Below are 26,100 nucleotides of genomic sequence, written 5' to 3'. Positions count from 1 at the left end.
GTTAACAAAGCTGACAGGTAAAAAAACAGGCCCCGCAGGGCCTGTCAGAGAAAGGATTTACTTCACCACACGCAGCGCCGGGCGACCACCGCGCGGCGGCGGCGTGTCGTCAGGATCGTCGTCGTGATTATCCGGCTTATCGCCATCAATCACCGACATCACCGTTTCGTTTTCGCTCTCAGGCGCGACATCATCATCGTTGAGGCTGCTGACATCTTCGTCATAGGCCGCTTCCGGTTCAAACATCGTACCGGCGCCGTTCTCACGAGCATAGATGGCGAGTACCGCAGCCAGCGGGACAGACACATTGCGCGGCACGCCGCCAAAACGCGCGTTGAAGCGCACTTCGTCGTTCGCCAACTCGAGATTACCGACCGCACGCGGGGCAATGTTGAGAACGATTTGCCCGTCGCGCGCGTACTCCATTGGCACGAGCACGCCCGGCAGCGTGACATCCACCACCAGGTGCGGCGTCAGCTGGTTATCCAGCAGCCAGTCATAAAACGCCCGTAACAGATACGGGCGACGCGGCGTCAGCTGTGATACATCCATTAGTTAGCCCCGACCGAGGCGCATTTCACGCTCGGCTTCAGTTAAAGAAGCGAGGAAGGAATCACGCTCAAATACGCGAGTCATATAGCCTTTGAGCTCTTTCGCACCTGCGCCAACCAGTTCCACACCGAGAACCGGCAGACGCCACAGCAGCGGCGCCAGGTAGCAGTCTACCAGGCTGAACTCATCGCTCAGGAAGTAAGGTTTCTGGGTGAAGACCGGCGCGATGGCCAGCAGTTCTTCACGCAGCTGCTTACGCGCAGCATCAGCTTGCGCTGCAGTACCGCTCTGGATGGTGTTCATCAGCGAATACCAGTCCTTCTCGATACGTTGCATATACAGGCGGCTTTCACCACGCGCCACCGGATAAACCGGCATTAACGGCGGGTGCGGGAAACGCTCATCCAGATACTCCATAATGATGCGGGATTCCCACAGAGTGAGCTCACGATCCACCAGCGTCGGTACGCTTTGATTCGGGTTGAGGTCAATCAGATCCTGAGGCGGGTTGTCCTTCTCCACGTGCTCTATCTCAAAACTGACACCCTTCTCGGCCAGCACAATGCGGACCTGATGGCTATAGATGTCAGTAGGACCAGAAAACAGCGTCATTACCGAACGTTTGTTGGCAGCGACAGCCATGAAAACCTCCAGGTATATTCAGAATTTTGTACTGCTGCCAGCCACTCATGGCCAGCCAGATGTAAAAACCCCATTAGCGCGATGTCACCTTCGTTCACGAAAAAAACAAAAAATGAACAATCACCAGCATTTGGGCAGAAAATTGGATGATAGTTTACCAGATTTTGAAGACGTTGTGGTGAGGGGATTCTGGAAATGCTGAAAAAGTGGCAAGAACCGGCGCTATGCTTGTGGATAACAGCCGTTTTATCCATAAAAAAACCCGCCGAAGCGGGTTTTTTCGCAAATTGTTCTGCGTGAGCAGAAGACAATTAACGCTTGGAGAACTGCGGACGACGACGTGCTTTACGCAGACCGACTTTCTTACGTTCAACCTGACGAGCGTCACGAGTAACGAAGCCAGCTTTACGCAGTTCGGAACGCAGGGACTCGTCGTACTCCATCAGAGCGCGGGTGATACCGTGACGGATCGCACCAGCCTGACCAGAGATACCACCACCTTTAACAGTGATGTACAGATCCAGTTTCTCAACCATGTCGACCAGTTCCAGCGGCTGACGAACTACCATGCGGGCAGTTTCACGACCGAAGTACTGTTCCAGAGAACGCTGGTTGATAACGATTTTGCCGTTGCCCGGTTTGATGAAAACGCGAGCTGCGGAACTTTTGCGGCGACCAGTGCCGTAGTATTGATTTTCAGCCATTGCCTATAATCCCGATTAGATGTCAAGAACTTGCGGTTGCTGTGCCGCGTGGTTGTGCTCGTTACCCGCGTAAACTTTCAGTTTACGGTACATAGCACGACCCAGCGGGCCTTTTGGCAGCATGCCTTTAACCGCGATTTCAATCACACGCTCAGGACGGCGGGCAATCATCTCTTCAAAGGTCGCTTCTTTGATACCACCGATGTGGCCGGTGTGGTGGTAGTACATTTTGTCTTCGCGCTTGTTGCCGGTTACAGCAACTTTTTCTGCGTTCAGAACGATGATGTAATCACCGGTATCAACGTGCGGAGTGTATTCCGCTTTGTGCTTACCGCGCAGGCGACGAGCCAGTTCAGTAGCCAGACGGCCCAGAGTTTTACCGGTCGCGTCAACAACATACCAGTCGCGTTTTACGGTTTCTGGTTTAGCTGTAAAAGTTTTCATTAAAAGCTTACCCAAATAATAAGTTACACGTTGGTGAACACCCAAACGTTTAGTCAGTTGAGGTTCACACGACATTGTCCAGCAAACCTACCCCTTCGAATAGCCTATGCCGGCGCATAGAAAGTTTCGGGAAAAAAACCTTCTCGTAACGTGGGGTCGCAAGATTATAGAGAAGTCGGGGTCAAAGATCGACCCCTTTATGAGATTTTTCAGGCCGCGCCCGGGGCGGCGTTGCGGCCCTGAATCCGCCGGGAAAAAGTGCCCTGTCAGGGCATATGCGGGCGTTTGAGGTACTCTTCGCTCTGCATCTCCTGCAGACGCGACAGACAGCGCTGAAACTCAAACTTCAGCCGCTCGCCCTGGTAAATGTCGTACAGCGGTACCGCCGCGCTGACCACCAGTTTGACATGCCGCTCATAGAACTCATCCACCAGGGCGATAAAGCGCCGGGCTTCGCTTTCCAGCTGCGCGGTCATCACCGGCACGTCGAACAGCATCACCGTATGGAACAGGCGGGAGAGCGCGATATAGTCATGCTGGCTGCGCGCATCCACGCATAGCGTGGCGAATGACGCCGCCAGCGTCTGGTTTTCTACGCCGAGGGTGGGCAGCTCGCGGTGATTGATCTCCAGCGTCGGCCCGGCAGCGGCGCGCGGCGCGCCGGCCAGCGCCAGCCACAGTTTATCCATCTGTTCGCAGGTTTCGCTGTTCAGCGGCGACAGCCACAGGTGCGCCTGCGTCAGCGTACGCAGACGATAATCGATGCCGGCATCAACGTTCATAATATCGCAATGCTGCTTGATGGCGTCGATCGCCGGCAGAAAACGGGCCCGCTGCAGGCCATTGCGATAGAGTTCATCCGGCGGAATATTGGAGGTCGCCACCAGGGTGATGCCGCGGGCGAACAGGGCTTTCATCAGCCCGCCCAACAGCATGGCGTCGGTAATATCGGAGACGAAAAACTCATCAAAACAGAGCACGTCGGTTTCCGCTTTAAAGCGGTCGGCGACGATCTCCAGCGGGTCGCTATGTCCCTGCAGGGTGGTCAGCTCTTCGTGTACGCGCAGCATGAAACGATGGAAATGCAGGCGCTGTTTACGCTCGCCCGGCAGGCTCTGGTAAAACAGGTCCATCAGCCAGGTTTTGCCCCGCCCCACGCCGCCCCACATATACAGGCCGCGGACAGGTGCCGTCCCGGCAGCCGGCTCGCGCTTACCCAGCAGTTTGCCGAATTTCGCGCGCAAACCGCCGCCTGACGCGCCGGGCGCGGGCTGAGTCTGCAGTTCCTGGTAAATGGTATCAAGGCGGCTCACCGCTTCTTGCTGGACGTCGTCGGGTTGATGGCTGCCCTCTTTCAGGGCTAAAAGGTAACGCGATGTTGGAGACAGGCTTTGCATGATCTAATTGTTATTCCTTGAAAACCGTAATGCCGAAGCTCACGATTGACGAAAAAAAGGCCGTTCTACACTACGCGATGATACGCCAGGATTCCACTTCTGTGGAATTAGCGGTTATAGTGGCACTATCGGGCGCAGGCGGAGAGCCTAAGAGCCACCCTACGGAACCACAATACAACGGGAGATGTTCATGACCTGGGAATACGCGCTAATTGGGTTAGTCGTCGGTATCATCATTGGTGCCGTCGCCATGCGTTTCGGCAACCGCAAACTGCGCCAACAGCAGGCGCTGCAGTACGAACTGGAAAAGAATAAAGCCGAGCTTGAAGAGTACCGTGAAGAGCTGGTGAGCCACTTTGCGCGTAGCGCCGAACTGCTGGATAACATGGCGCACGACTATCGTCAGCTATATCAGCATATGGCGAAAAGCTCTAACAACCTGCTGCCGGACTCGATGGCAGACGCCAACCCGTTCCGCAACCGTCTGGAAGAGTCTGAAGCCAGCAACGATCAGGCGCCGGTCCAGATGCCGCGCGACTACTCCGAGGGCGCATCCGGTTTACTGCGCGGAGGCGCAAAACGCGATTAAGCCTCGCTGCGATTAAAATATTCTCCGGGCGCGCCCGTCGCGCCCGCTCCTTCCCCCACTTCCCGGCTACAATTTAAACCAGTCCCCACGTTGTTACCTGTGCAAAAATTCAATAACATCAGGTTATTCAGGACGTTTTTCCATACACCTCAGGTTACGAGAGCCAGCATCTAATGAAGAAACAGACTTTGCTGTTGAGTGCGTTAGCGTTAAGCATTGGGTTATCGTTGTCGGTCCTGCCTCCGGCAGCAGCATCCTTACCGACTCAGGTGCCCGGCCAGGGCGCGTTACCGAGCCTGGCGCCGATGCTGGAAAAGGTCCTGCCGGCGGTGGTCAGCGTGCAGGTGGAAGGCACTGCCTCGCCGACGCTCAATATGCCGGAAGAGCTGAAGAAATATTTTGGTGATAACGCCCCGCAGGAGCAGGCGCAGCCGTTTGAAGGGCTCGGCTCCGGCGTCATTATCGACGCGGCGAAAGGCTACGTGCTGACCAATAACCACGTCATTAATCAGGCGCAGAAGATCAGCGTCCAGCTGAACGATGGCCGTGAATTTGATGCCAAACTGGTCGGCAGCGATGAACAGAGCGATATCGCTCTGCTGCAGCTGATTAAGCCAGCGAACCTGACGCAAATCGCCATTGCTGACTCCGATAAACTCCGCGTCGGCGACTTCGCCGTCGCCGTCGGCAACCCGTTCGGCCTTGGCCAGACCGCCACCTCCGGCATTATCTCTGCCCTTGGCCGCAGCGGCCTGAACCTGGAAGGGCTGGAGAATTTCATCCAGACCGATGCCTCGATTAACCGCGGTAACTCCGGCGGCGCGCTGTTGAACCTCAACGGCGAGCTTATCGGGATCAACACCGCGATCCTGGCGCCGGGCGGCGGTAGCATCGGCATCGGCTTCGCCATTCCAAGCAACATGGCGAAAACCCTCGCCGACCAGCTCATTCAGTTTGGCGAAATCAAGCGCGGCCTGCTGGGCATTAAAGGCATGGAAATGAGCGCCGATATCGCCAAGGCGATGAACCTTGACGTTCAGCGCGGCGCCTTCGTCAGTGAAGTCCTGCCAAACTCCGGTTCCGCCAAAGCGGGGATTAAATCCGGCGACGTCATCGTGAGTCTGAACGGCAAACCGCTGAATAGTTTCGCCGAACTGCGTTCGCGCATCGCCACCACCGAGCCGGGTACCAAGGTCAAACTGGGATTGCTGCGCGACGGAAAGCCGGTCGATGTCGAAGTGACCCTGGATAAGAGCACCTCCTCCACCGCCAGCGCGGAACTGATTATCCCGGCTCTGCAGGGCGCCTCGTTCAGCGACGGTCAGATGAAGGATGGCACCAAAGGGGTGGTGATCGATAATGTCGATAAAGGCAGCGCCGCGGCCCAGGTCGGCTTGCATAAGGATGACATTATTATTGGTCTTAACCGGGAGCGTATTCACTCGATTGCCGAACTGCGCAAAGTGCTCGAAGGCAAACCGCCGGTTATCGCCCTGAACGTGATCCGTGGTAACGAAAGCATTTACCTGCTGCTGCGCTGATTTCGCCCCGGACATCGCCGCCATGTGCGATGTCCGGACAACTCATGCTATGCTGCGCCTGACCATTCATTAACGATATCTGCATCATGCCTGGAAAGTTATTACGTTCAGTACTCATCGGTTTGATTGTTGGGGGTTTGCTGCTGGCCCTGATGCCCTCGCTGCGCCAGTGGCAGCTAGCGCCGCCCACCCAGAACGATACGGCAGACGATACCCCGGCAAGCTATAACGCTGCCGTACGCCGCGCGGCGCCCGCCGTGGTGAACGTCTATAACCGCGCCCTGAACAGCACCAGTCATAATCAGCTGACACTGGGCTCCGGGGTGATCATGGATCAGCGCGGCTATATCCTGACCAACAAGCATGTTATCAACGATGCCGATCAGATTATCGTCGCCCTGCAGGACGGCCGCGTCTTCGAAGCGCTGCTGGTCGGATCCGATTCCCTCACCGATCTCGCCGTGCTCAAGATCAATGCTACCGGCGGGCTGCCGGTGATCCCGATTAACCCGAAACGCACGCCGCATATTGGCGATGTGGTGCTAGCGATAGGCAACCCTTATAACCTGGGGCAGACCATCACTCAGGGGATCATCAGCGCCACAGGGCGTATTGGCCTCAACCCAACCGGTCGCCAGAACTTCCTGCAGACTGACGCCTCGATCAACCACGGTAACTCCGGCGGGGCGCTGGTGAACTCCCTCGGCGAGCTGATGGGGATTAACACCCTCTCCTTTGATAAGAGCAATGACGGCGAAACGCCGGAAGGCATTGGCTTTGCGATCCCGTTCCAGTTAGCAACCAAAATTATGGATAAGCTGATCCGTGATGGCCGGGTGATCCGTGGCTATATCGGCATTAGCGGTCGGGAGATCGCCCCGCTGCACGCGCAGGGCGGTGGGATCGATCAGATCCAGGGGATCGTAGTTAACGATGTGGCGCCTGATGGGCCCGCTGCGCAAGCGGGGATCCGCGCCAATGACGTGATCATCTCCGTGAATGACAAACCCGCCGTCTCGGCGCTGGAGACGATGGATCAGGTGGCCGAGATCCGCCCGGGTTCGGAAATTCCGGTGGTCATCATGCGTGATGATAAGAAAATCACGCTCCATATCGCCGTCCAGGAATACCCAGCCACCAACTAAACGGCTCCCCGTTTGGGGAGCTACGTTAATCACTAAATACCGGACCGGCCGGGAATCGGACCAGAAACCCGGTCACCGCCAGCAGCGATCTCAGCGCGGGCCAGACTATCTGTCGCTCGCGAAGCTCATCATCCAGCGTCAGTAGCGCAAATTCCCCCTTCTCACCCAGTACGCCTCCCTGCCAGAGCAGGCGCTGCGCCTGCTGTCGCGCCCAGGGCGACTCGCTCTTCCAGGCCAGTAGATGCAGCAGCGCCTGCTGCAGGCAGACGCTGTGAGAATGGTTATCCCGCCGCAGCCGCCGGTAGACGGGCAGGGACACGCTGCGCACGGTATAAAATCCACTGCCCGCCTCTTCATCACCGTCGGGAAGCTCGCGGGCGAACTGCCCCGCCACGTCACACAGCCGGTTGTGCGTCAGCGGAAGCTGCCGGGCGCTGAGCGCTCCGGCCGCCATGCACAGCAGACCGCTGCGCTGCAGCGAGGGCGTCGCAGGGCGCACGACCGCCGCCGGTAAGGCGCTCACCGCCCGTGTCGCCTCGTCAGCATTGTGGTTAGCGCCGGCCTCATAACAGCTGGCCAGCAGCGCTTCACCAGGCGTGGCGTTCAGCGGGGGCGAAAGCAGGTTCAGCGCCGGCTGCAGTTGTGCAAGTTCATCGCCTGACGCCAGCATGGCGTCAACCACCGCCTCCCGTGTTGATGTCCGGTTTTCCGGACAGCATGCTATGGCTTCATTCATCACCGTCTCCTTATGAGAAATCTCCGCGGCCGACATGCCAGCCGCGGGAACAGGCTGGCCTACATCGCCAGCACGTACTTGAGCATCACCCCGGCGGCGATCGCCGAGCCGATCACCCCCGCCACGTTCGGGCCCATCGCGTGCATCAGCAGGAAGTTCTGCCCGTCCGCTTCCAGACCCACTTTGTTCGACACCCTGGCCGCCATCGGCACCGCCGACACCCCCGCCGAACCAATCAGCGGGTTGATTTTGTGCCGGCTGAACACGTTCATCAGCTTCGCCATCAGCACCCCGGCGGCGGTCCCCACGCAGAAGGCGATCACCCCCAGCACCAGGATCCCCAGCGTCTGCGGCTGCAGGAACTTGTCCGCCACCAGCTTGGCCCCCACCGACAGCCCGAGGAAGATGGTCACGATGTTGATCAGTGCGTTCTGCACCGTGTCGCTCAGCCGCTCCACCACCCCGCTCTCGCGCATCAGGTTGCCGAAGCAGAACATCCCCAGCAGCGGCGCGGCGTCCGGCAGCAGGAGCGCCACCAGCAGCAACAGCACCGCCGGGAAGAGGATCTTCTCCCGCTTACTCACCGTGCGCAGCTGCACCATGCGGATCTTCCGCTCCTTATCCGTGGTCAGCGCCTTCATGATCGGCGGCTGGATCAGCGGCACCAGCGCCATGTAGGAGTAGGCCGCCACCGCGATGGCCCCCAGCAGCTCCGGCGCCAGTTTGCCCGACAGGTAAATCGCCGTCGGGCCGTCGGCGCCGCCGATGATCCCGATGGCCGCCGCCTGCGGCAGGGTGAAGCTGATGATGCCGAAATAGTTCAGCGTCAGCGCCCCGAGCACGGTGGCGAAGATACCGAACTGCGCCGCCGCCCCCAGCAGCAGGGTGCGCGGGTTGGCCAGCAGCGGGCCGAAGTCGGTCATCGCCCCGACGCCCATGAAAATCACCAGCGGGGCGATGCCCGAGCCGATGGCCACCTTATAGAAGATGGCCAGCACCCCGGCGGAGTAGCCCATGTCCACCGCGAGGCTCTCCATCTGCCCCTGCACCGACGGCAGGGCCAGGGCCAGCGCGTCCTTAATGGCGTGGACGTCCGGCGCGCAGTGGAGCTTCGCGGCAATCACCGCCAGCTGCGCCGGGTCATGGTGGGCCAGCAGGCTCTCCAGGGCGGTGAGCGCCAGCCCGGCCTCCGGGATATTGGAGAGCAGGCCGCCGAAGCCAATCGGCAGCAGCAGTAACGGCTCGAACTTCTTCGCAATCGCCAGCCAGAGCAGCAGCAGGCTGACCAGCAGCATGATGGCCTGGCCGGCGCCGAGGTGCATCAGCCCCATGCCCTGAATCAGGGCGTTCAGACTTTCCATTTCCGTTCCTTTTCCTTACGCCAGGGTCATCAGGGTGTCGCCGACCGCCACCGCATCGCCGGCTTTCACCGCGATACCGCGCACGGTGCCGGCCTGTGCGGCGCGGATTTCGGTCTCCATCTTCATGGCTTCCAGAATCAGCAGCACGTCGCCTGCGGCCACCGTCTGGCCTTCGCTGACAATGACTTTCCAGATGGTGCCCGCCAGCGGGGCGGTGACCGGGGTGCCGGCGCCGGCCGGGGCGGCAGCGGGCGTGGCGGCTACCGGCGCAGCCGTGCTGACCTGGCTGATATCACCGCCGTCGCTGACTTTGACCACGAAGGCTTTGCCTTCCACTTCCACGGTGTAGATACCGGAGGCGGCTGGCTTTTCTGCCTTCGCGACAGGCCTGGCGTCTTCCGCCTGCGGCACCGGCTCAAAGGCTGCCGGGTTGTGGCGGTTCTCAAGGAACTTCAGGCCGGGTTGCGGGAACAGCGCCACGGTGAGCACGTCGTCGATGGCGTTTTCGGCAAGCGTGATGCCCTTCTCCTGCGCCTGGCGTCTGACGTCGGCTTCCAGCTGCGCCAGCTCCGGCTTCAGCAGGTCCGCCGGGCGGCAGGTGATGGCCTCTGCGCCGTCGAGCACCCGCGCCTGCAGGGCGGCGTTCACCGGGGCCGGGGTGCGGCCGTACTCGCCTTTCAGGATACCGGCGGTCTCCTTCGCGATGGTTTTATAGCGCTCGCCGGTCAGGACGTTGAGCACCGCCTGGGTGCCGACAATCTGCGAGGTCGGGGTCACCAGCGGGATGAAGCCGAGGTCCCCGCGCACGCGGGGGATTTCCGCCAGCACCTCATCCAGACGGTGGGCGGCGTTCTGCTGCTTCAGCTGGCTTTCGAGGTTGGTGAGCATCCCGCCCGGGACCTGGGCGACGAGGATACGGCTGTCGGTGCCCTTCAGCTGGCCTTCGAAGGCGTGGTATTTTTTGCGCACCTCGCGGAAGTACGCGGCGATGCTCTCCAGTTTGTGGATATCCAGCCCGGTGTCATATTGCGTGCCGGCGAGGGTGGCCACCAGCGCCTCGGTGGCCGGGTGGCCGTAGGTGGCGCTCATCGAGGAGATGGCGGTGTCGACGCCGTCGACCCCGGCTTCAATGGCCTTCAGCAGGGCCATCTCCGCCATGCCGGTGGTGGCGTGGCAGTGCAGGTGCAGGGTGACGTCGTAGCGTTTTTTGATTTCGCTGACCAGCTCAAAGGCGGCATGCGGCGTCAGGATACCGGACATGTCCTTGATGGTGACGGAGTCGACGCCGGTCTCCAGCAGCTGTTCGGTTAAATCCAGCCAGGTCTGCAGGGTGTGGGCCGGGCTGGTGGTGTAGGAGAGCGTACCCTGGGCGTGGGCGCCGTGGCGGCGGACCGCCTGCAGGGCGGCTTTCATATTGCGCGGGTCGTTCATGGCATCGAAGACGCGGAAGACGTCCATGCCGTTTTTGACGGCGCGCTCGACAAAGCGCTCCACCACGTCGTCGGCGTAGTGGCGGTAGCCGAGCAGGTTCTGGCCGCGGAGCAGCATCTGCAGCGGGGTCTTCGGCATCGCCTTTTTCAACTCGCGCAGGCGGACCCACGGGTCCTCGCCGAGAAAGCGGATGCAGGCGTCAAAGGTGGCGCCGCCCCAGCACTCCAGCGAGCGGTAGCCAACGTCGTCGAGCGCAGCGGCAACGGGGAGCATATCGTCGAGACGCAGGCGGGTGGCGAACAGGGACTGGTGGGCGTCGCGCAGGACGACATCGGTAATGGCAACGGTCATGAATTCCTCCGTGAATTAAGGGTGAAGACGGCGATGGTGGTGAATGGCGGCGACAATCGCCGGCTTCAGGCGGGCGAAGTCGTCCGCGGGCGCGACGGCGGCCGGCGCCGCTGCGGGGGCGGCGGGCGGCTCAGGGAACAGGCGGTTGACGGCGAGGGACATTCCCCGGATGGCAAAGATGAGCAGCAGCAGGAAAACCAGCACAAAGCCCATGCCGAGACACATCAGGGTGAAGCCTTCGCCTAACAGAACGGCATTGTCAGTCATAAAATAGCCTTTGGGAGGGGCGCAATAATGGCTAACAGCGGACCGCGTTAGCAGAGTGGATTTCCCCGGACCGCCTGGTCAGAAGCCTCTATTTAGCAGTCAGCTGCCGCTGCCATTACTGCGCGATATATTCAATCGGGGTTATTTAATGAAGCTCACATGTTTGCAGATTTCATCGGCGACAATTTCTTTGCGCTGATTAAAGATCACTTTATTCTGCTCAAACAGGTTATTGCCGTGAGTATCGATCGATACAATTAACGGCCCGAACTCTTTCACCCGGCAAACCCATAACGTTTCCGGCATGCCTAAATCACGCCATTGCGCATCTTCAATCTCTTCCACACAGACCGCGGCGACCACCGCGCAACCGGCAGGGAACACACAGTGCAAGGCTTTATGTTCCATACAGCCCTCTTCGGTCCCTTTGCCCATACCGCCTTTGCCGACGATTAATTTCACACCGGTCTTAGCAATAAATTCTTTTTCAAATTTTTCCATGCGCATACTGGTGGTTGGCCCAACGGAGACCATTTCGAATTTATCTTCCGTACCTTTAATCGGGCGCACAATGGGCCCGGCATGTAATATCGCGCCACCAGCAACGTTTACCGGTAATTCACGGCCACCTTCAATTAAACGACGATGAGCAACATCCCGGCAGGTAACAATGTGACCATTGAGATAAATAATATCGCCCGCTTTAATATCCGCTAAATCTTCATCTTTAATGGGCGTAGTGAGTATTTTTTTAGTCATCAGAATGCCACTCCTGTGTGAGACGTAATGGTGTAATTCAGGTCTTTATCGAAAACGATATGTCCTTTACGGTGCGACCAGCAGCCAACGTTAACCGCCACGCCAATGGTGGAAGGGTGGCGTGCGGTATTTTCGATATTGACACCCATCACGGAGGTATTGCCGGACATTCCCTGCGGGCCAAGGCCAATTTTGTTGATGCCGTCTTCGAGCATTTTTTCCAGCAATGCCGCGCGTTCGTTGTCATTGTGCGAACCAATCGGACGCATCAACGCTTTCTTCGACAGCAGCGCCGCGGTTTCTACAGACGTCGCCACCCCAACGCCAACCAGCAGCGGCGGACAGGCATTCAGGCCATAGCTGGTCATCACATCCAGCACGAAGCGAGTCACCCCTTCATAGCCCGCGCCCGGCATCAGTACCATCGCTTTACCCGGCAGCGAGCAGCCGCCGCCGGCCATATAGGTGTAGATGCTGCACTGGTCGGAATTCGGAACGATCTCCCAGAAGACGGTGGGCGTCCCTTTGCCGACATTTTTGCCGGTGTTGTATTCATCAAAGGTCTCGACGCTGTTATGACGCAGCGGGGAGTCGACGGTAGCTTTGATTACCGACTCGCGCAGCAGCGCTTCCAGTTCACCAATCAGCGGGAAGTTGGCGCCGCACTCCACCAGAAACTGGATCACGCCGGTGTCCTGGCAGGAAGGACGATCCAGTTCTTTCGCCAGACGTTGGTTTTCAATCATGGTGGTGAAGATCACGTCGGCCAGTTGACTGGTCTCTTTCTTATGCAGATCTTTCAGCTTTGCCGTGACGTCATCAGGCAATACTTTGCCGGTATATCCCACGAACCTGGCCATAATGTCGGTCATGCGGGATATCTGTTCACTTTTGCTCATAAAGGCTCCTTAGTCAGAACAGCGTCCGTAAATTACGGATGAAAAGGGAAAAGGATTGGCAGCAGGATCAGGCTGACAATGGTGGAAACGATAATCAGAGGAATGCCGGATTTGGCGTAATCGACGAACTTATAGCCCCCGGCCGACAGCACCATCATGTTGGCAGGCATACCGATCGGCGTCGCATAGGCGCAGGAGCTACCGATTACCGTCGCCATCAGCACCGCACGCGGATCGGCGCCCATACCGGCGGCAATCGACAGACTCACCGGCACCAGTAACGCGACGGTGGCGGTATTAGACATAAAGTTGGTCATCACCACGGAGAGGGCAAAGACCACTACCAGCAGCATAAACGGTGAGGAGTTATTACCCAGCAGGCCGATAACCTGATCGGCAACCAGCTTACCCGCACCGGTCATTTCCAGCGCTTTAGCCAGCGCCAGGGTGCCGCCGAAGATAAAAATAGTTTGTGAATCAATGGCTTTATAAGCCTGTTTTTCCGTCAACACGCCGGTGATGACCAGCACCAGGGCACCAATGCAGCCGGCGACCGTCAGACTAATACCGGTCTGTTTTTCGAAAATCATGCCGAGGATCGTGGCGATCAGCACCACCAGGGACAGGATCTGCTTCCAGCGCGGAACGTGACTGTAATCCCGCTGCTCGCCAACGCTGCCCACCTCACTACTGTTCGAGTTATTAGGCAGGAACTTATAGCCGATAGTCAGGAAATAGAGGATGCCGCAGACCAGCATCGGCAGGCCCACTTTCGCATACTCAAAGAAACCGAAGCCGCTGCCGATATTCTGCAAGGCCGATTGCGCGATCAAGTTACCCGGGGCGCCAATCAGCGACAAGTTACCGCCCAGTGCAGCGGCAAACACCAGCGGCATCAGCAGACGCGAACGGGTGAATCCCGATTTGGCGGCCACACCGATAACGACCGGGATCAAAACGGCTGCCGTACCGGTATTGGAGAGAAAACCAGACATCACGCCAACCACCACCATAATGATGAAGATCAGCTGCTTCTCCGTTTTGGCGAAGTGGGTGATCACGCCACCGACTTTGTTTGCCATCCCGGTTTCAAATAACGCCCCGCCAACGATGAACATGGCGACAAAAAGAATGACGTTGCTGTCGATAAAACCGGCAAACGCCTGCTTGAGATTCAATACACCGGTGAGCACTAACGCCACACAAACCACCATGGAAGTCACTGCCAGTGGCACCTTCTCCCAGACAAACATGACGATAGCGAACACCAGCAAACATAGGGTGATGGTAATCGGTTCCATACTTATAATTCTTCCTATCAATGATATATGATATTGTATCCAATATTGACGAAGGAGAAATTATTCCCATGCAAAAAGTAAGTCAATGCGTTTTTGCGGAATGATCGCGCAATGAGATCTGCATCAAGATCCTGTGCTGATCGTCACGAAAAGTAACTAATAGTGCAGATAAATGTAAGAAAGGCCAGCCTATCGCTGGCGGAGGAACCCGTCAGGTGCTGGGATCGGGCAGATATCGAGTGAGCATATTTTCCATCGAGCGGATAATGTGTTCATGCATTCGCTGGCGGGCCAGCGCTTCGTTATGCTGCTCAAGCGCTTGTAAAATCGCTTTATGTTCGCGAATAGAGATAACGGCATACTCTTCTTCGGTGACCTTATGTCCCATCGACAGGCCGTTCCACATGTTGCAGAGCAGCATCTTCATTTTTTCATTTCCCGCTGCGCTCCAGATCTCCATATGGAAAGCCTGGTTCAGGTCGGAATATTCAGCAGAATTATTTTCTGCCAGCGCCTTCTCTGCGGCATAGTGAACCTGAGCGATACGTGAAATATCAGTTCCTGGACGAGAAGCTTTCGCCACGGCTTCACTTTCCAGTACGGCGCGAATTTCATAATGTTCGCGGATGGTCTGCTCATTAATCCCCAGCACCACCGCGCCTTTATTCGGCCGCACTTGAATCAGACCATCGGCGGCTAAAATCTGAAACGCTTCGCGTACCGGCATGCTGGAAACGCCTACCAGTCGGGCAATCCCTTCAAGGGTAATCTCCTGCCCTTCCACTAAATCCCGCGACAGGATCGCTTTACGCAAAACTGCCGCCACCTGCTCCTTCGCGGAAAGAAGCTTAATTTTCCCTAATTTAGGCTTCTGCACTTTCCCAATCCTTCATATGTTGACGCATAATTTCCGCAAGCATAAGGAAATAACGCTGCGTTGTCTGGGCAATTTTTCCGCCTTCGCCATTGCCGATGGCGCTGGCCAGTTCGCTCAGTATCAGAGCCGATTCCTGGCCATTCTCTTTCAGATACAGAATGACATAAGAAATATAACCATCCAAAAATTGCTGATACGCCTTCGCCAGATAGCGATTATCAAGATAGGAAATCAGCAGCTGATGGAACGCCAGTTCGCGCGTATTCTCTCCCGGACGCGCCAGCTCCTGGGCTCGCGCACGCAGCACTTCCCCCTGATTCGCCGGCACGAGGGCAAACAGTTCGGCGGCCATCACCGCGATAACGCGAAAAATATGGCTCACATCCTCAACGGCCAATGTGGAGACCTGCATATGCCGGTTAGGCAAGCGCACCAGAAACCCTTCCTGCTCAAGAGATTGCAGCGCTTCCCTAACCGGCATACGTGAAAGTCCCAGCTGTTCCGCGATGCTCTCTTGCGTCAGCTCATCCCCAGCCTTCATCGCACCGGAAAGGATCTGGTAGCGAATCATCTGCGCGATTTGGTCCCGGGTCTGTTTTCTTTCGATCTTTTTCACGCTGTCCTCATGGCTGGTGGCTTAAAACGCCGGGGATTTTAGCAGATTTGCCCGACGGCTGGCGCATTGAGGCGAAAAGTGAGGTAATAAAAAGCCGGAACAACGGTTCCGGCTTTTTTGAACGTGCGAGGTTACTTGTTAACGAAGTCTTCGCCGAGGGCGATATCTTTCTTCAGGGTGTCCAGCATACCTTCCAGCGCCTGCTGTTCAAAGGCGCTAAGTTTGCCGATAGACTGACGCTCTTCTACACCATTTTTTCCCAGCAGCAGCGGCTGGGAGAAGAAACGCGCATAGTGGCCGTCGCCTTCCACGTAGGCGCACTCCACCACGCCCTTTTCTCCCTTCATCGCACGTACCAGAGAGAGACCAAAACGGGCAGCCGCCTGCCCCATCGACAACGTTGCCGATCCGCCACCTGCTTTCGCTTCCACGACTTCGGTACCGGCGTTCTGAATACGTTTAGTGAGGTCGGCCACTTCCTGATCGCTAAAACTAACGCCGGGGATCTGCGACAGTAATGGCAGAATAGTCACCCCGGAGTGACCACCAATGACCGGGACTTCCACCTCGGTTGCCGATTTACCTTTCAGCTCCGCCACAAAGGTATTGGAGCGGATAATGTCCAGCGTGGTGACGCCGAACAGCTTGTTTTTATCGTACACGCCGGCTTTTTTCAGTACTTCAGCGGCGATGGCCACGGTGGTATTCACCGGGTTGGTGATAATGCCGATGCAGGCCTGCGGGCAGGTTTTGGCAATCTGCTGCACGAGGTTCTTAACGATACCCGCGTTCACATTAAACAGGTCGGAACGATCCATGCCGGGCTTACGCGCCACGCCCGCGGAGATCAGCACCACATCCGCGCCTTCCAGCGCCGGGGTAGCATCTTCACCGGAAAATCCTTTAATTTTTACATCTGTGGGGATATGACTTAGATCTACCGCCACGCCCGGCGTAACCGGAGCGATGTCGTACAACGAGAGCTCTGAACCTGAAGGCAGTTGGGTCTTAAGTAGTAGGGCAAGCGCCTGGCCGATACCACCGGCGGCGCCAAGGACTGCAACTTTCATCCTAAACTCCTTATTATGGTTAATTTAGTCTTTCGTTATTCCGTCGCCTGGACCTTAATTCACAAGATGAACAATTACAATGATTATGGCTGAAGAATGCATTATTGTGCGTAGCAATAGAACAGCGGCGCACTTTATGCTTCCTGACTGACCATCCAGCAAAGCGAAGTACCGGATCGACTATTGGTTACAATACACCCAGCCAGTTGCGCAAAACAACACCAACTCAATAACATTTCATTTACTTTTACATGGCTTTAAGCGTTGTGATGAGAACATGTTCCTTATACGTTTTTTTTGCTAAAATATGCCCCCTTCATAACATTATTGACCTATCCTTTCGCGGATTATTTGCATAAAAATTCATGGTTATGCATAATGATGTTGATTTTACCACCATAATCTGGGTGACTTATGCGAAGTTCGGCAAAACAAGAAGAACTGGTTAAAGCGTTCAAAGCGCTACTTAAAGAAGAGAAATTCAGCTCGCAGGGAGAGATCGTCCAGGCGCTGCAGGAAGAGGGCTTCGAGAATATCAACCAATCGAAGGTCTCCCGCATGCTCACCAAATTTGGCGCGGTGCGTACCCGTAACGCCAAAATGGAAATGGTCTATTGCCTGCCTGCCGAGCTTGGTGTACCGACCACCTCCAGCCCGCTGAAGAATTTAGTGCTGGATATCGACTATAACGATGCCGTAGTGGTGATTCATACCAGCCCCGGTGCCGCACAGCTGATCGCGCGTCTACTCGACTCGCTGGGCAAGGCGGAAGGTATTCTCGGCAGCATCGCCGGGGATGACACCATCTTTACCACCCCGGCGCGCGGTTTTACGGTGAAAGATCTGCACGACGCCATTCTGGTTCTGTTCGAGCAGGAACTCTGAGTATTCCCCTCTGGCTATCGTCAGAGGGCGACTTCCCCTCCTTTTTGCCTCTCTCCCCCTCTCCTACGACAACAACTATTTAACAATTAGTGTCATTTACGATGCCTATACGTTCTTTTACTAACGGGAAAAGCGTAAAACGCACAAAAGATCAAATTCGAATACCTATATGATTTTATTAGAAATAAATCTTATCGCTGTCGCTAACATGTCATTTTTAATTCTTATCCGTTATAAAAAGCGCAATCCATTGTAACTATTAACGCACAAAACAATTAGCATGGTATTAATATTTTTGGTGATTAGTGTATACTTGGTTTTGTGATGAGGGTCACGAAACAAAGACCCCCAACAAAAAGATTCGACGAGGTGAACATCATGAAAATCAAAACCGCTGTAGCTGCTCTCAGTATCCTTTCTGTCGTGTCATTTGGCGCTTTCGCCGCTGATATTATCAACAGCGAGCAGGCCCAGGGCCGCGAGGCTATCGGCACGGTTTCCGTCGGCGCGGTAGCATCCTCCCCGATGGATATGCATGAAATGCTGAACAAAAAAGCGCAGGAAGAAGGGGCTTCTTCTTACCGGATTATCGAAGCCCGCACTGGCGACCACTGGCATGCCACTGCTGAGCTGTATAAATAAGTTTTAGACGTCAACGGTTAACCTGACAAAAATTCTCTACCGCGGCCCGGCCTCATACATCGCCCTGCCGCGGCAAAACAAAGACTGGAGTAAAGATTATGAAACGCGCAATGATCATCGCATCCCTTGGCCTGGCTTCCCTTCTCTCTTTCGGTGCCAGCGCGGCTGTTCAGCAAGTGAACGCAGAGCAAGCCCAAAATCTGCAATCCATGGGTACCATCTCCGTTTCCCAGGTAGGCAGTGCGCCAATGGACATGCGTCAGGAACTGGCGGCTAAAGCCGAGAAAGAAGGCGCCAGCAGCTACCGTATTATTGAAGCACGTACCGGCGATAGCTGGCACGCCACCGCTGAGCTGTACAAATAAACCCTCGTCGTCTTATTTCGACGACTTGCCCCCGCCTGTCGGGGGCTTTTTTTTGCTTATCGCAAAACCTGGTCAGATAACGCGTTCCGTTTCCACAACGGAACAACGAGTTACAGGTTGGCATCTTTATCTTTCGACCTATCGGCAGTATGTAGCGGTGCGCCGAGTGTCGCTTTAAACCAGTTAACGACCCGGTCGATAACCGGCTTCTGATACCAGCTATCATCACCATGTTCAGCGCCTTCGATCAGCACATACTCTGCCTTATTATCTTTCGCTATTAATGCCTTATAAAGCTGGGCGCTTTGTACGGGTGACACCAGAGAGTCAGCGCTGCCATGCATAATCAAAATCGGCGGTTCGTTACGGGCAATATGCCCCATCGGGCTGGCATTGAGTGCTTTTTGTCTGTCGCTGCCAATCGTAGCGCCAGGCCAGTTGCGAAATGCACTGCCATGCACCAGGAGCGCTTCCGTCACGGCAGGCGAGGCGTGCACTTTCTGAATCTCAGGTGGGAAGCCTTCACCTATATTCAACAGGTTAGAGATGCCGTATAGCGTCACTGCCGCCTGAACCGCAGAGGACTGGTCGAGAAAATCGCCCTGTTCCCAGCTTTTCTCACTCTGAGTTAACGCCATCATCTGCGCCATATAGCCGCCTGCAGAATCGCCCAGCACGCCGATACGTTTAGGATCAATGCCATATTCCGCTGCGTGCGCGCGCAGATAGCGGATAGCCGCTTTGCCATCGACAACCGGTGCCGGAAACGTGTCTGGCACAGTGCGGTATTCTGCTGCTGCGACGACAAACCCGGCTTGCGCCAGCGCCATGCGCATTTCGATAAATTTATCCCATGCCGCGCTGGTGAATCCACCGCCAGGGAAGTAAACAATGGCGGGCTTCAGATCGTGGTTTCGCGGCACCAGCAAAGACATATGCATCTGACGAACGGAAACCGCATTTTTAATCTGGCTGTAAACCACGCCATTGAAGGTATCAATACGGCCACGGGTATGATCTACGCGCATAATCTGCGCGCCATCAGCGTAACCGGGGAGTTCCGCGGCGTAAGTCGTCGCCGCAATGGAGCCCAGCATCAGGCCACTGGTCAGTATAAAAGGAAGGGTTTTCATGGTTGGCGTCCTGGATAAGACCTGCAAAACGCAGATCAAATAAAATATGCATTCATGGTTCAGGCAGTGTATTACCGAAAAATAACGGTGAATAATGCGCTTTTTGCATCAAATCCATCAGCTTTTTAGATAAAAATGCAGTTCCCTTTAACGTATTGCGCAGAATTAAGGGGCCAATACCTTTTCGTTAAACGCTGACCACGAACGACAGCGCCTCACCACCACGTTCGCTGCCCTGGGTCTATAAATATGGGGATAATGGCGCCTTCCCCCAGAACGTCAATACGATGTTTACCGGCAAAACGGTTCGACTTTTTATCGCTGTCTGGCGTTAAAGCGCAACTCCCCCTCCAGCTCTTCCTCTGCTTCATCAAATAATAAAATCAGTGCGCCAAAACGCCGACGCTGCTTGTCATTTAAATGAATAAATTCAATGTCCAACGGTAACGGCAACATCCCACCGGTCACCGCATCCCACAGCGCATCGAGATTATTCACCTTATCGTGAGCCAGTGCGAAGGTTCGTGAAAACTCGCGATAGAAATCCTGCTGTTCGGCAATTTCGTCAAAATCAAACGTATAGGTGGTCATGGCAGCCCTCCCGTATTCTATTCCTGTCGCCGTTAAGTATAGCGATAAAAAAACCGACGCCTGAGCGTCGGTTTACGGGTTAACTGCTGGTCAGCGCATGCTGGTATTTGTGCAGCATCTCCACCAGTCGCCGCACCGGTTCGGTCACCTGCGGCGAGGCCTCCCAAACCCGTAGCTTCTCCTGGTAGACGTCAAGCTCAGCCAGCAGCTGAGTGAAATAGCGCCGACGCTTATCATCGCTGCCGGCGGAAATCACATGATCCGCAGTACGGCGTAACTGTCGATGGAACGCCGACAGATCGTCATTTACCGGAACGGGCGCATCACGCAGGCGCTGATGGGCGATAATCAACGTCAGTGCCAAACGGAAGCGAGCGACATCGCCAGGAAATTTATTGAGCAATAAAAACAGCTGCTGATAGAGTGCGGGCAGATGATTCTCTTTGCGACGCGCCGAGTTGGTGGTCAGCGAAGAAACCGCCGCCGAGACAAACTGGTTCAACAGCACCCGACCGGTTCTGGCCCGTGAGTTATCCCTGACAATGAGAATGACCATCAGGGCAAGAAAACAACCGACAATCTGCCCCAGCGCGCTGTCGAGGAACTGACTGAACTGGAACTGCATCGGATTATCCAGCACCAGAATGTTAATGGTGCTCGCCAGCGCCCCCAACGATCCGAGACGCCTTTTCTGCACTTCTATCCCGATAAAGAACGCCATCGCCGCCAGGCTAATGCAGAGCAGCAGCATGCTCTGCTGCGTCGCCGGCATGATCACCAGGAAGTACAAGGTGCCCAGCGGTAACGCCGCCAGGGTGCCGTAGAGGAAATCTATCGCCACCATTCGGGGATTCGGCAGACGCATGGCCAGCGCGGTAACCACGGCAATCATTACCATCGCGCCGCTGCCTGAAGTCCAGCCCGTCCACAGCCAGAACAGCGTCCCGAGAATACAGGAGACGGAGGTGCGCCAGAAGTTTACCATCGCGTGATGACGTTCGGCGGACTCTACTTTGACCACCGTTTCGCCACGCAATACGCCCTCTTCGATGCGGCTGATCTTGGTGTTGCCGACCACGCCACGCTTAAGTAATAAATAGCGCGTAGCGGCACCCACCCAGCTATAGATCGTGACTGGCGTATTATGCTCGCCTTTCCAGGTCAGGAACCGGCGCATACGCTTCAGCTGCTGGTGGACATCCTGAACCGTCTCAACCGGCTCGGCGAACAGTTCGCGGTAATCATCCGTCACCATTTCCGGGCGCGAGTTCTGGATCAGGTAGGTTTCACAAGCCTGGGTAATAAGCGTTAACGAAAGGGTATTGATGGCTTTCAGACGCTGATTCGCCTTCGCCCAGCGTGAAGATTCCATAATCAGGTTACTACGCATGCCTTCCAGGGCCGCAGTGCGACGCACCAGTGCTCCCCAGGCCTGATCCACTTCCTCTTTGTCGCCATGCGCAACGCATAGCTGCATCAGCTTATATTGCGCAATCAGCAGGTTATCCAGCTCAAGGTCGATCTCTTTTTTAATCGAACGCGGAGAGAACAGTAGGTCAGCGACGATGGCGCTAACAATACCGATAACAATTTCGCTGCAGCGCTCAACGGCAAACTGCGGCGCCAGCATCGGATCAGTATGGATAGTGATAATGATAATCAGCGCGGTGTACCCGGCCAGCCCCCAGGCATAGGAGTTCTCGACCTTGACCAGCGAGGAGATCCAGGTACAAAACCCAGCCCACAGGCAGCAAACCAGCATCATTAGCAGAGGAGCGCGGATCATCAGGATGATAATGACCAGCGCGGCAATACAGCCAATAAAGGTCCCGGCAATACGTAACATCCCGCGATAGCGAATCGCGCCAGAGTACGGCTCTCCCCCGGCGGCAAACGCTGGCCCGGCAGCGACGATCGCCGCCGTCAGCACCGCCCAGCGCGGCGTTTCGAGCTGAAAATGGAAACCGACGAACAGCGCCAACACCACCGCGCATGCAAGCTTAATAGCAAAGCGGAGGTGCCGGGGAGCAATGGTATATGTCCCCATAGCGATTAACCGAATTCGCGCAGGCGCATAGCCAGTTTCTGGAAGAAGTTAGCCTGGCTGGTGTCACGGTCTTCTTTACCGGTGATGACGACCGTCGCGGTAGTGCCTGACGGCCACAGGTTTCCCTGCTGGTGGTCGAGGCGAATACGCACCGGCACACGCTGCGCCAGACGCACCCATTCAAGGTTAGAGTCGACCGAGGCCATGCCTTTCGAGTCGCTGCTGCTGCTGGCGTTGGTCACCCCCGCGGCGATACTGTCCACGGTGCCTTTCATGGTTTTGCTGCTGCCAAGCGGGGTAATCTCTGCACGGTAACCGGGGCGGACGCCTTCCAGCTTGGTTTCTTCCAGATAGGCCATGACGTAAAAGGTATTCTCTTTCACCAGCGCCACTGCAGTAGAACCGCGGGTGATAAATTCTCCGTTATAGACATTCAGGTTGGTCACCCAGCCATCCGCAGGGGCGCGGATCACCGTGCGTTCCAGATCCAGCCTGGCCAGATCGCGGCTGGCCACGGCTTTCGCCAGCTGATGCTCAACGGTTTGCAGCACGTTATTCGCCTGGTCTATCTCTTCCCGCGACATCGCCTGTACGCCGAGCTTATTGCGTCGACCGGCTTCAACGCGTTTCTCCTGGGCTAACGTCTGGTAGTAGGCGACATCGGCCTCTGCCTGATCCAACGCTTTTTGGTAACGAGGTTGGTCAATAACGAACAATACCTGGTCTTTCTTAACCAGTTGGTTATCCTTGACGTTTACCTGGGAAATCAGCCCCGAGACATCCGGTGCAATGGCCACAATATCAGCGCTAAAGCGCGCATCCCGCGTCCACGGCGAGGCGGTGTAATAGACCCAGGCGCGGAAAATCGCCACAAAGGCCAGAATGACCAGTATCACGGTAATAGCGGTACGGAGGATATTTCTTGTTAGTGTTTTCACATCAACCTCAAACGAACAAGCGCGATATCAAATAAAAAAGGCAGCAATAAAGCGCCGTATTAAACAGTGCAGGGTGCCAGACAAAATCGTAGATGCCGGTCGGAACCAGCAACCGGTGCACCAGCCAGAAGATGGCCAGCGACAACAGTAACTCGAAGAAGATCGGCGGAAACGATAAGCCGAAAATCACGATGACAGGAAACAGACTCATGATGACCTTGAATAAGAAGCGTACAGGTAGTGAGCGAGATGCGTTTATTATGTAGCTAACAATATATTAACGTAACAATTGCAGCATTATCTATAATGTGTGATCTAAATCACTTTTAAGCCAGAGTGAATAATGGAACGATTAAAACGCATGTCCGTCTTCGCCAAAGTGGTCGAATTAGGTTCATTCACCGCGGCGGCCCGCCAGCTTCAGATGAGCGTTTCCTCGATCAGCCAGACCGTTGCTAAACTGGAGGATGAACTGCAGGTGAAGCTGCTTAACCGCAGCACCCGCAGCCTTGGCTTAACAGAAGCCGGTAAAATCTATTACCAGGGCTGCCGTAGGATGCTCTTTGAAGCGCAGGATGTCCATGAGCAATTATACGCATTTAACAACACGCCAATCGGGACGCTGCGCATCGGCTGCTCTTCAACTATGGCACAAAATGTCCTGGCTCGCATAACCGCGGAGATGCTGAAAGAATACCCTGGACTCTCCGTAAATCTGGTCACCGGCATACCTGCGCCAGACCTGATCGCCGATGGCCTTGACGTGGTTATCCGCGTTGGCGCGCTGCAGGATTCCAGCCTCTTTTCCCGCCGCCTGGGCTCAATGCCGATGGTGTTATGCGCCGCCAAAAGCTACCTGACACAAGCGGGCTATCCGGAAAAACCGGCCGACCTGACCAGCCATGCATGGCTGGAATATAGCGTGCGGCCGGACAACGAATTTGAAATTATTGCCCCGGAAGGGATCTCAACCCGGGTAACCCCGCAGGGTCGCTTTGTAACCAACGATCCCATGACCCTGGTGCGCTGGCTGACGGCTGGGGTGGGCATCGCTTACGTACCGCTGATGTGGGCGATCGAGGAGATCAACCACGGTGAGCTGGAGATCCTGCTGCCCAGCTATCAATCCGATCCGCGACCGGTCTATGCCCTGTATACGGAAAAGGATAAACTGCCGCTGAAAGTGCAGGTCTGCATCAACTATCTGACGGAGTATTTTGTCGACGTGGCAAAAATTTATCAGGGGATGCACGGGCGCGGAATCGCCCGATGAAGCGGTTCCCGGCGGTGCCGGGAACCTGGTAAGGATCAGGCGGTGCCGCCGACGGTAAGGTTATCGACCTTCAGGGTCGGCTGGCCGACGCCCACCGGTACGCTCTGGCCCTCTTTCCCGCAGACGCCGACGCCGTTATCCAGGCGCAGGTCGTTGCCCACCATCGAAATCTGCTGCATGGTCTCAATGCCGGAGCCAATCAGCGTGGCCCCTTTCACGGCCTTCGTGACCTTCCCTTTTTCGATAAGATAGGCCTCGGAAGTGGAGAAGACGAATTTACCGGAGGTGATATCCACCTGCCCGCCGCCAAAGTTAGGCGCAAAGATCCCATAGTCGACCGACTCAATAATCTCCTGCGGCGTCGACTGGCCCGCCAGCATATAGGTATTGGTCATACGCGGCATCGGCAGATGCGCATACGACTCGCGACGACCATTGCCGGTCGGTGCGACGCCCATCAGGCGCGCATTGAGCTTATCCTGCATATAGCCTTTCAGGATACCGTTTTCAATCAGCACGTTGTATTGCCCCGGCGTGCCTTCGTCATCGATGGCCACCGAACCACGACGATCGACGATGGTACCGTCATCCACCACGGTGCACAGCTCAGAGGCCACTAGTTCTCCCATATGGCCGCTAAAGACCGAGGTGCCGCGACGGTTGAAATCACCTTCCAGCCCATGGCCAACCGCTTCATGCAGCAGGACGCCAGGCCAGCCGGCGCCAAGCACCACCGGCAGCATACCCGCCGGCGCAGCGACCGCCGAGAGGTTAACCAGCGCCATGCGCACCGCTTCTTTTGCCCAGGCATCGGCTCGCACGTCGCCATCCTGGGAGGCGAGGAAATAATCATAGCCAAAACGTCCACCGCCACCGCTGCTGCCGCGCTCGCGCTTGCCGTCCTCTTCCACCAGCACGCTGACGGAAAGACGAACCAGCGGACGGACGTCGGCCGCCAGGGTGCCGTCGGTGGCGGCCACCAAAATCAGCTCATAAACACCGCTCAGGCTGGCTGAAACCTCCTGCACTCGCTTGTCCGCTGCCCGGGCGACTTTGTCCACCCGACGCAGAATATCCAGCTTCTCTTCCCGACTCATGCTCTGCAGCGGATCGATGCTGGTGTAAAGGGCAGTATGCTCTACGGCGCCGAGGGTCTGTACTTTGCCATTGCCGGTCTCGCGTACAATGGTCCGCGCCGCCTGGGCGCTCTGCTCCAGCGCCAGCTTGCTGATCTGGTCCGCATAAGCAAAACCTGTTTTTTCGCCGCTGACGGCGCGCACGCCTACGCCCTGGTCAATGTTGTACGACCCATCTTTAATGATGCTGTCTTCCAGAACCCAGGATTCGTGATAGCTCGACTGAAAATAGAGATCGCCGTAATCGAGGCGGCGCTCGGTCAGTTGACCAAGAATGGCAAACAGATCCTGATGATTCAGGCCATTTGCCGATAGTAATTGTTCACTTACCAGGTTCAGACTCATTGTTATGCTACTCGTTTGTTGCCGCCTGACAGGCGGAAATACAGAAGGCTATCTATTGAGATT

General features: G+C 56.1%; 29 protein-coding genes. 7 read left to right on the top strand and 22 right to left on the bottom strand.

What is annotated here, in order from left to right:
- Positions 1-57 precede the first annotated feature (57 nt).
- The 6 genes from sspB to zapE all read right to left on the bottom strand — a co-directional run bounded on the left by sspB (position 58) and on the right by zapE (position 3,739).
- A complete protein-coding gene (gene sspB / locus LGL98_RS02505; protein ID WP_025713344.1) occupies positions 58-552 on the bottom strand; it encodes a ClpXP protease specificity-enhancing factor in 495 nt (164 codons plus the stop codon).
- 3 nt (positions 553-555) lie between these two features.
- Positions 556-1,194 (bottom strand): stringent starvation protein SspA, encoded by a 639-nt coding sequence (sspA, locus tag LGL98_RS02500; RefSeq protein ID WP_002918467.1) that lies wholly within the window; start codon positions 1,192-1,194, stop codon positions 556-558.
- Positions 1,164-1,448, bottom strand: a complete 285-nt coding sequence (locus tag LGL98_RS02495; protein WP_136031049.1) for a hypothetical protein — start codon at positions 1,446-1,448, stop codon at positions 1,164-1,166. The genes sspA and LGL98_RS02495 overlap by 31 nt, the downstream gene beginning before the upstream one ends.
- A gap of 57 nt (positions 1,449-1,505) precedes the next feature.
- A complete protein-coding gene (gene rpsI / locus LGL98_RS02490) occupies positions 1,506-1,898 on the bottom strand; it encodes a 30S ribosomal protein S9 (RefSeq protein ID WP_000829818.1) in 393 nt (130 codons plus the stop codon).
- Positions 1,899-1,913: 15 nt separating this feature from the next.
- Complete coding sequence (gene rplM, locus LGL98_RS02485; protein WP_002918559.1) at positions 1,914-2,342, bottom strand: 50S ribosomal protein L13; 429 nt, start codon at positions 2,340-2,342, stop codon at positions 1,914-1,916.
- Positions 2,343-2,608: 266 nt separating this feature from the next.
- On the bottom strand, positions 2,609-3,739 hold the full coding sequence (gene zapE, locus LGL98_RS02480; protein WP_136031047.1) for a cell division protein ZapE: 1,131 nt from the start codon (positions 3,737-3,739) through the stop codon (positions 2,609-2,611).
- Positions 3,740-3,929: 190 nt separating this feature from the next.
- On the opposite strand from zapE, the gene zapG reads away from it, so the two are divergent.
- From zapG to degS, 3 genes are all read left to right on the top strand, one after another.
- Complete coding sequence (gene zapG / locus LGL98_RS02475) at positions 3,930-4,328, top strand: Z-ring associated protein ZapG (protein ID WP_002918565.1); 399 nt, start codon at positions 3,930-3,932, stop codon at positions 4,326-4,328.
- Positions 4,329-4,501: 173 nt separating this feature from the next.
- Entirely contained in the window at positions 4,502-5,869 is a 1,368-nt protein-coding gene (gene degQ, locus LGL98_RS02470; RefSeq protein ID WP_136031045.1) for a serine endoprotease DegQ, read from the top strand.
- Positions 5,870-5,955: 86 nt separating this feature from the next.
- The gene (gene degS, locus LGL98_RS02465; protein ID WP_136031044.1) at positions 5,956-7,014 is read left to right on the top strand and encodes an outer membrane-stress sensor serine endopeptidase DegS; all 1,059 of its coding nucleotides are present in this window, start codon (positions 5,956-5,958) and stop codon (positions 7,012-7,014) included.
- A 25-nt stretch (positions 7,015-7,039) separates the two neighbouring features.
- Here the strand turns inward: degS and LGL98_RS02460 are convergent, their stop codons facing one another.
- The 10 genes from LGL98_RS02460 to mdh form a co-directional block, all read right to left on the bottom strand.
- A complete protein-coding gene (locus LGL98_RS02460; protein WP_101988643.1) occupies positions 7,040-7,750 on the bottom strand; it encodes a hypothetical protein in 711 nt (236 codons plus the stop codon).
- A 59-nt stretch (positions 7,751-7,809) separates the two neighbouring features.
- Positions 7,810-9,111: an oxalacetate decarboxylase subunit beta gene (locus tag LGL98_RS02455; RefSeq protein ID WP_101988644.1), complete on the bottom strand. Its 1,302-nt coding sequence runs from the start codon at positions 9,109-9,111 to the stop codon at positions 7,810-7,812.
- Positions 9,112-9,126: 15 nt separating this feature from the next.
- Positions 9,127-10,893: a sodium-extruding oxaloacetate decarboxylase subunit alpha gene (gene oadA / locus LGL98_RS02450; protein WP_136031042.1), complete on the bottom strand. Its 1,767-nt coding sequence runs from the start codon at positions 10,891-10,893 to the stop codon at positions 9,127-9,129.
- Between the two features lie 15 nt (positions 10,894-10,908).
- Positions 10,909-11,160 carry an oxaloacetate decarboxylase subunit gamma gene (locus LGL98_RS02445; RefSeq protein WP_058331016.1) on the bottom strand — a complete coding sequence of 84 codons (252 nt, stop codon included), beginning with the start codon at positions 11,158-11,160 and terminating at the stop codon, positions 10,909-10,911.
- A 141-nt stretch (positions 11,161-11,301) separates the two neighbouring features.
- A complete protein-coding gene (gene ttdB, locus LGL98_RS02440; RefSeq protein WP_004188410.1) occupies positions 11,302-11,919 on the bottom strand; it encodes a L(+)-tartrate dehydratase subunit beta in 618 nt (205 codons plus the stop codon).
- Positions 11,919-12,818 (bottom strand): L(+)-tartrate dehydratase subunit alpha, encoded by a 900-nt coding sequence (gene ttdA / locus LGL98_RS02435; RefSeq protein WP_136031040.1) that lies wholly within the window; start codon positions 12,816-12,818, stop codon positions 11,919-11,921. Before ttdA ends, ttdB begins: the two co-directional genes overlap by 1 nt.
- Before the next feature lie 32 nt (positions 12,819-12,850).
- A complete protein-coding gene (locus LGL98_RS02430) occupies positions 12,851-14,119 on the bottom strand; it encodes an SLC13 family permease (protein ID WP_136031038.1) in 1,269 nt (422 codons plus the stop codon).
- A 211-nt stretch (positions 14,120-14,330) separates the two neighbouring features.
- Entirely contained in the window at positions 14,331-14,996 is a 666-nt protein-coding gene (locus tag LGL98_RS02425; protein WP_136031036.1) for a GntR family transcriptional regulator, read from the bottom strand.
- The gene (locus LGL98_RS02420; protein ID WP_136031034.1) at positions 14,983-15,612 is read right to left on the bottom strand and encodes a GntR family transcriptional regulator; all 630 of its coding nucleotides are present in this window, start codon (positions 15,610-15,612) and stop codon (positions 14,983-14,985) included. Before LGL98_RS02420 ends, LGL98_RS02425 begins: the two co-directional genes overlap by 14 nt.
- Positions 15,613-15,743: 131 nt before the next feature.
- The gene (gene mdh / locus LGL98_RS02415; RefSeq protein WP_136031032.1) at positions 15,744-16,682 is read right to left on the bottom strand and encodes a malate dehydrogenase; all 939 of its coding nucleotides are present in this window, start codon (positions 16,680-16,682) and stop codon (positions 15,744-15,746) included.
- Between the two features lie 414 nt (positions 16,683-17,096).
- Between mdh and argR the strand changes: the two genes are divergently transcribed.
- From argR to yhcN-B, 3 genes are all read left to right on the top strand, one after another.
- Entirely contained in the window at positions 17,097-17,567 is a 471-nt protein-coding gene (argR, locus tag LGL98_RS02410) for a transcriptional regulator ArgR (RefSeq protein ID WP_002918625.1), read from the top strand.
- A gap of 378 nt (positions 17,568-17,945) precedes the next feature.
- Entirely contained in the window at positions 17,946-18,209 is a 264-nt protein-coding gene (gene yhcN, locus LGL98_RS02405; RefSeq protein ID WP_136031030.1) for a peroxide/acid stress response protein YhcN, read from the top strand.
- A 98-nt stretch (positions 18,210-18,307) separates the two neighbouring features.
- On the top strand, positions 18,308-18,574 hold the full coding sequence (gene yhcN-B / locus LGL98_RS02400; protein ID WP_002918627.1) for a DUF1471 family stress response protein YhcN-B: 267 nt from the start codon (positions 18,308-18,310) through the stop codon (positions 18,572-18,574).
- Positions 18,575-18,684: 110 nt separating this feature from the next.
- Here the strand turns inward: yhcN-B and LGL98_RS02395 are convergent, their stop codons facing one another.
- The 5 genes from LGL98_RS02395 to aaeX form a co-directional block, all read right to left on the bottom strand.
- Positions 18,685-19,707 (bottom strand): alpha/beta hydrolase, encoded by a 1,023-nt coding sequence (locus LGL98_RS02395; protein WP_136031028.1) that lies wholly within the window; start codon positions 19,705-19,707, stop codon positions 18,685-18,687.
- Between the two features lie 315 nt (positions 19,708-20,022).
- A complete protein-coding gene (locus tag LGL98_RS02390; RefSeq protein WP_136031026.1) occupies positions 20,023-20,298 on the bottom strand; it encodes a barstar family protein in 276 nt (91 codons plus the stop codon).
- A 79-nt stretch (positions 20,299-20,377) separates the two neighbouring features.
- Positions 20,378-22,345 carry a p-hydroxybenzoic acid efflux pump subunit AaeB gene (gene aaeB, locus LGL98_RS02385; RefSeq protein WP_136031024.1) on the bottom strand — a complete coding sequence of 656 codons (1,968 nt, stop codon included), beginning with the start codon at positions 22,343-22,345 and terminating at the stop codon, positions 20,378-20,380.
- 5 nt (positions 22,346-22,350) lie between these two features.
- Positions 22,351-23,283 (bottom strand): p-hydroxybenzoic acid efflux pump subunit AaeA, encoded by a 933-nt coding sequence (gene aaeA, locus LGL98_RS02380; RefSeq protein WP_025713014.1) that lies wholly within the window; start codon positions 23,281-23,283, stop codon positions 22,351-22,353.
- 7 nt (positions 23,284-23,290) lie between these two features.
- Positions 23,291-23,494, bottom strand: a complete 204-nt coding sequence (gene aaeX / locus LGL98_RS02375) for a p-hydroxybenzoic acid efflux pump operon protein AaeX (protein ID WP_002918640.1) — start codon at positions 23,492-23,494, stop codon at positions 23,291-23,293.
- Positions 23,495-23,626: 132 nt separating this feature from the next.
- On the opposite strand from aaeX, the gene aaeR reads away from it, so the two are divergent.
- Positions 23,627-24,556: an HTH-type transcriptional activator AaeR gene (aaeR, locus tag LGL98_RS02370; protein ID WP_136031022.1), complete on the top strand. Its 930-nt coding sequence runs from the start codon at positions 23,627-23,629 to the stop codon at positions 24,554-24,556.
- 35 nt (positions 24,557-24,591) lie between these two features.
- On the opposite strand, the gene tldD is transcribed toward aaeR, so the two are convergent.
- Positions 24,592-26,037: a metalloprotease TldD gene (gene tldD, locus LGL98_RS02365; RefSeq protein ID WP_136031020.1), complete on the bottom strand. Its 1,446-nt coding sequence runs from the start codon at positions 26,035-26,037 to the stop codon at positions 24,592-24,594.
- Between the last annotated feature and the right edge of the window lie 63 nt (positions 26,038-26,100).

The organism is Klebsiella africana, assembly GCF_020526085.1.
Taxonomy (GTDB): Bacteria; Pseudomonadota; Gammaproteobacteria; order Enterobacterales; family Enterobacteriaceae; genus Klebsiella; species Klebsiella africana.
The sequence above is the reverse complement of the archived record's forward strand: the minus strand, read 5'-3'. Positions and strand labels throughout refer to the sequence as shown.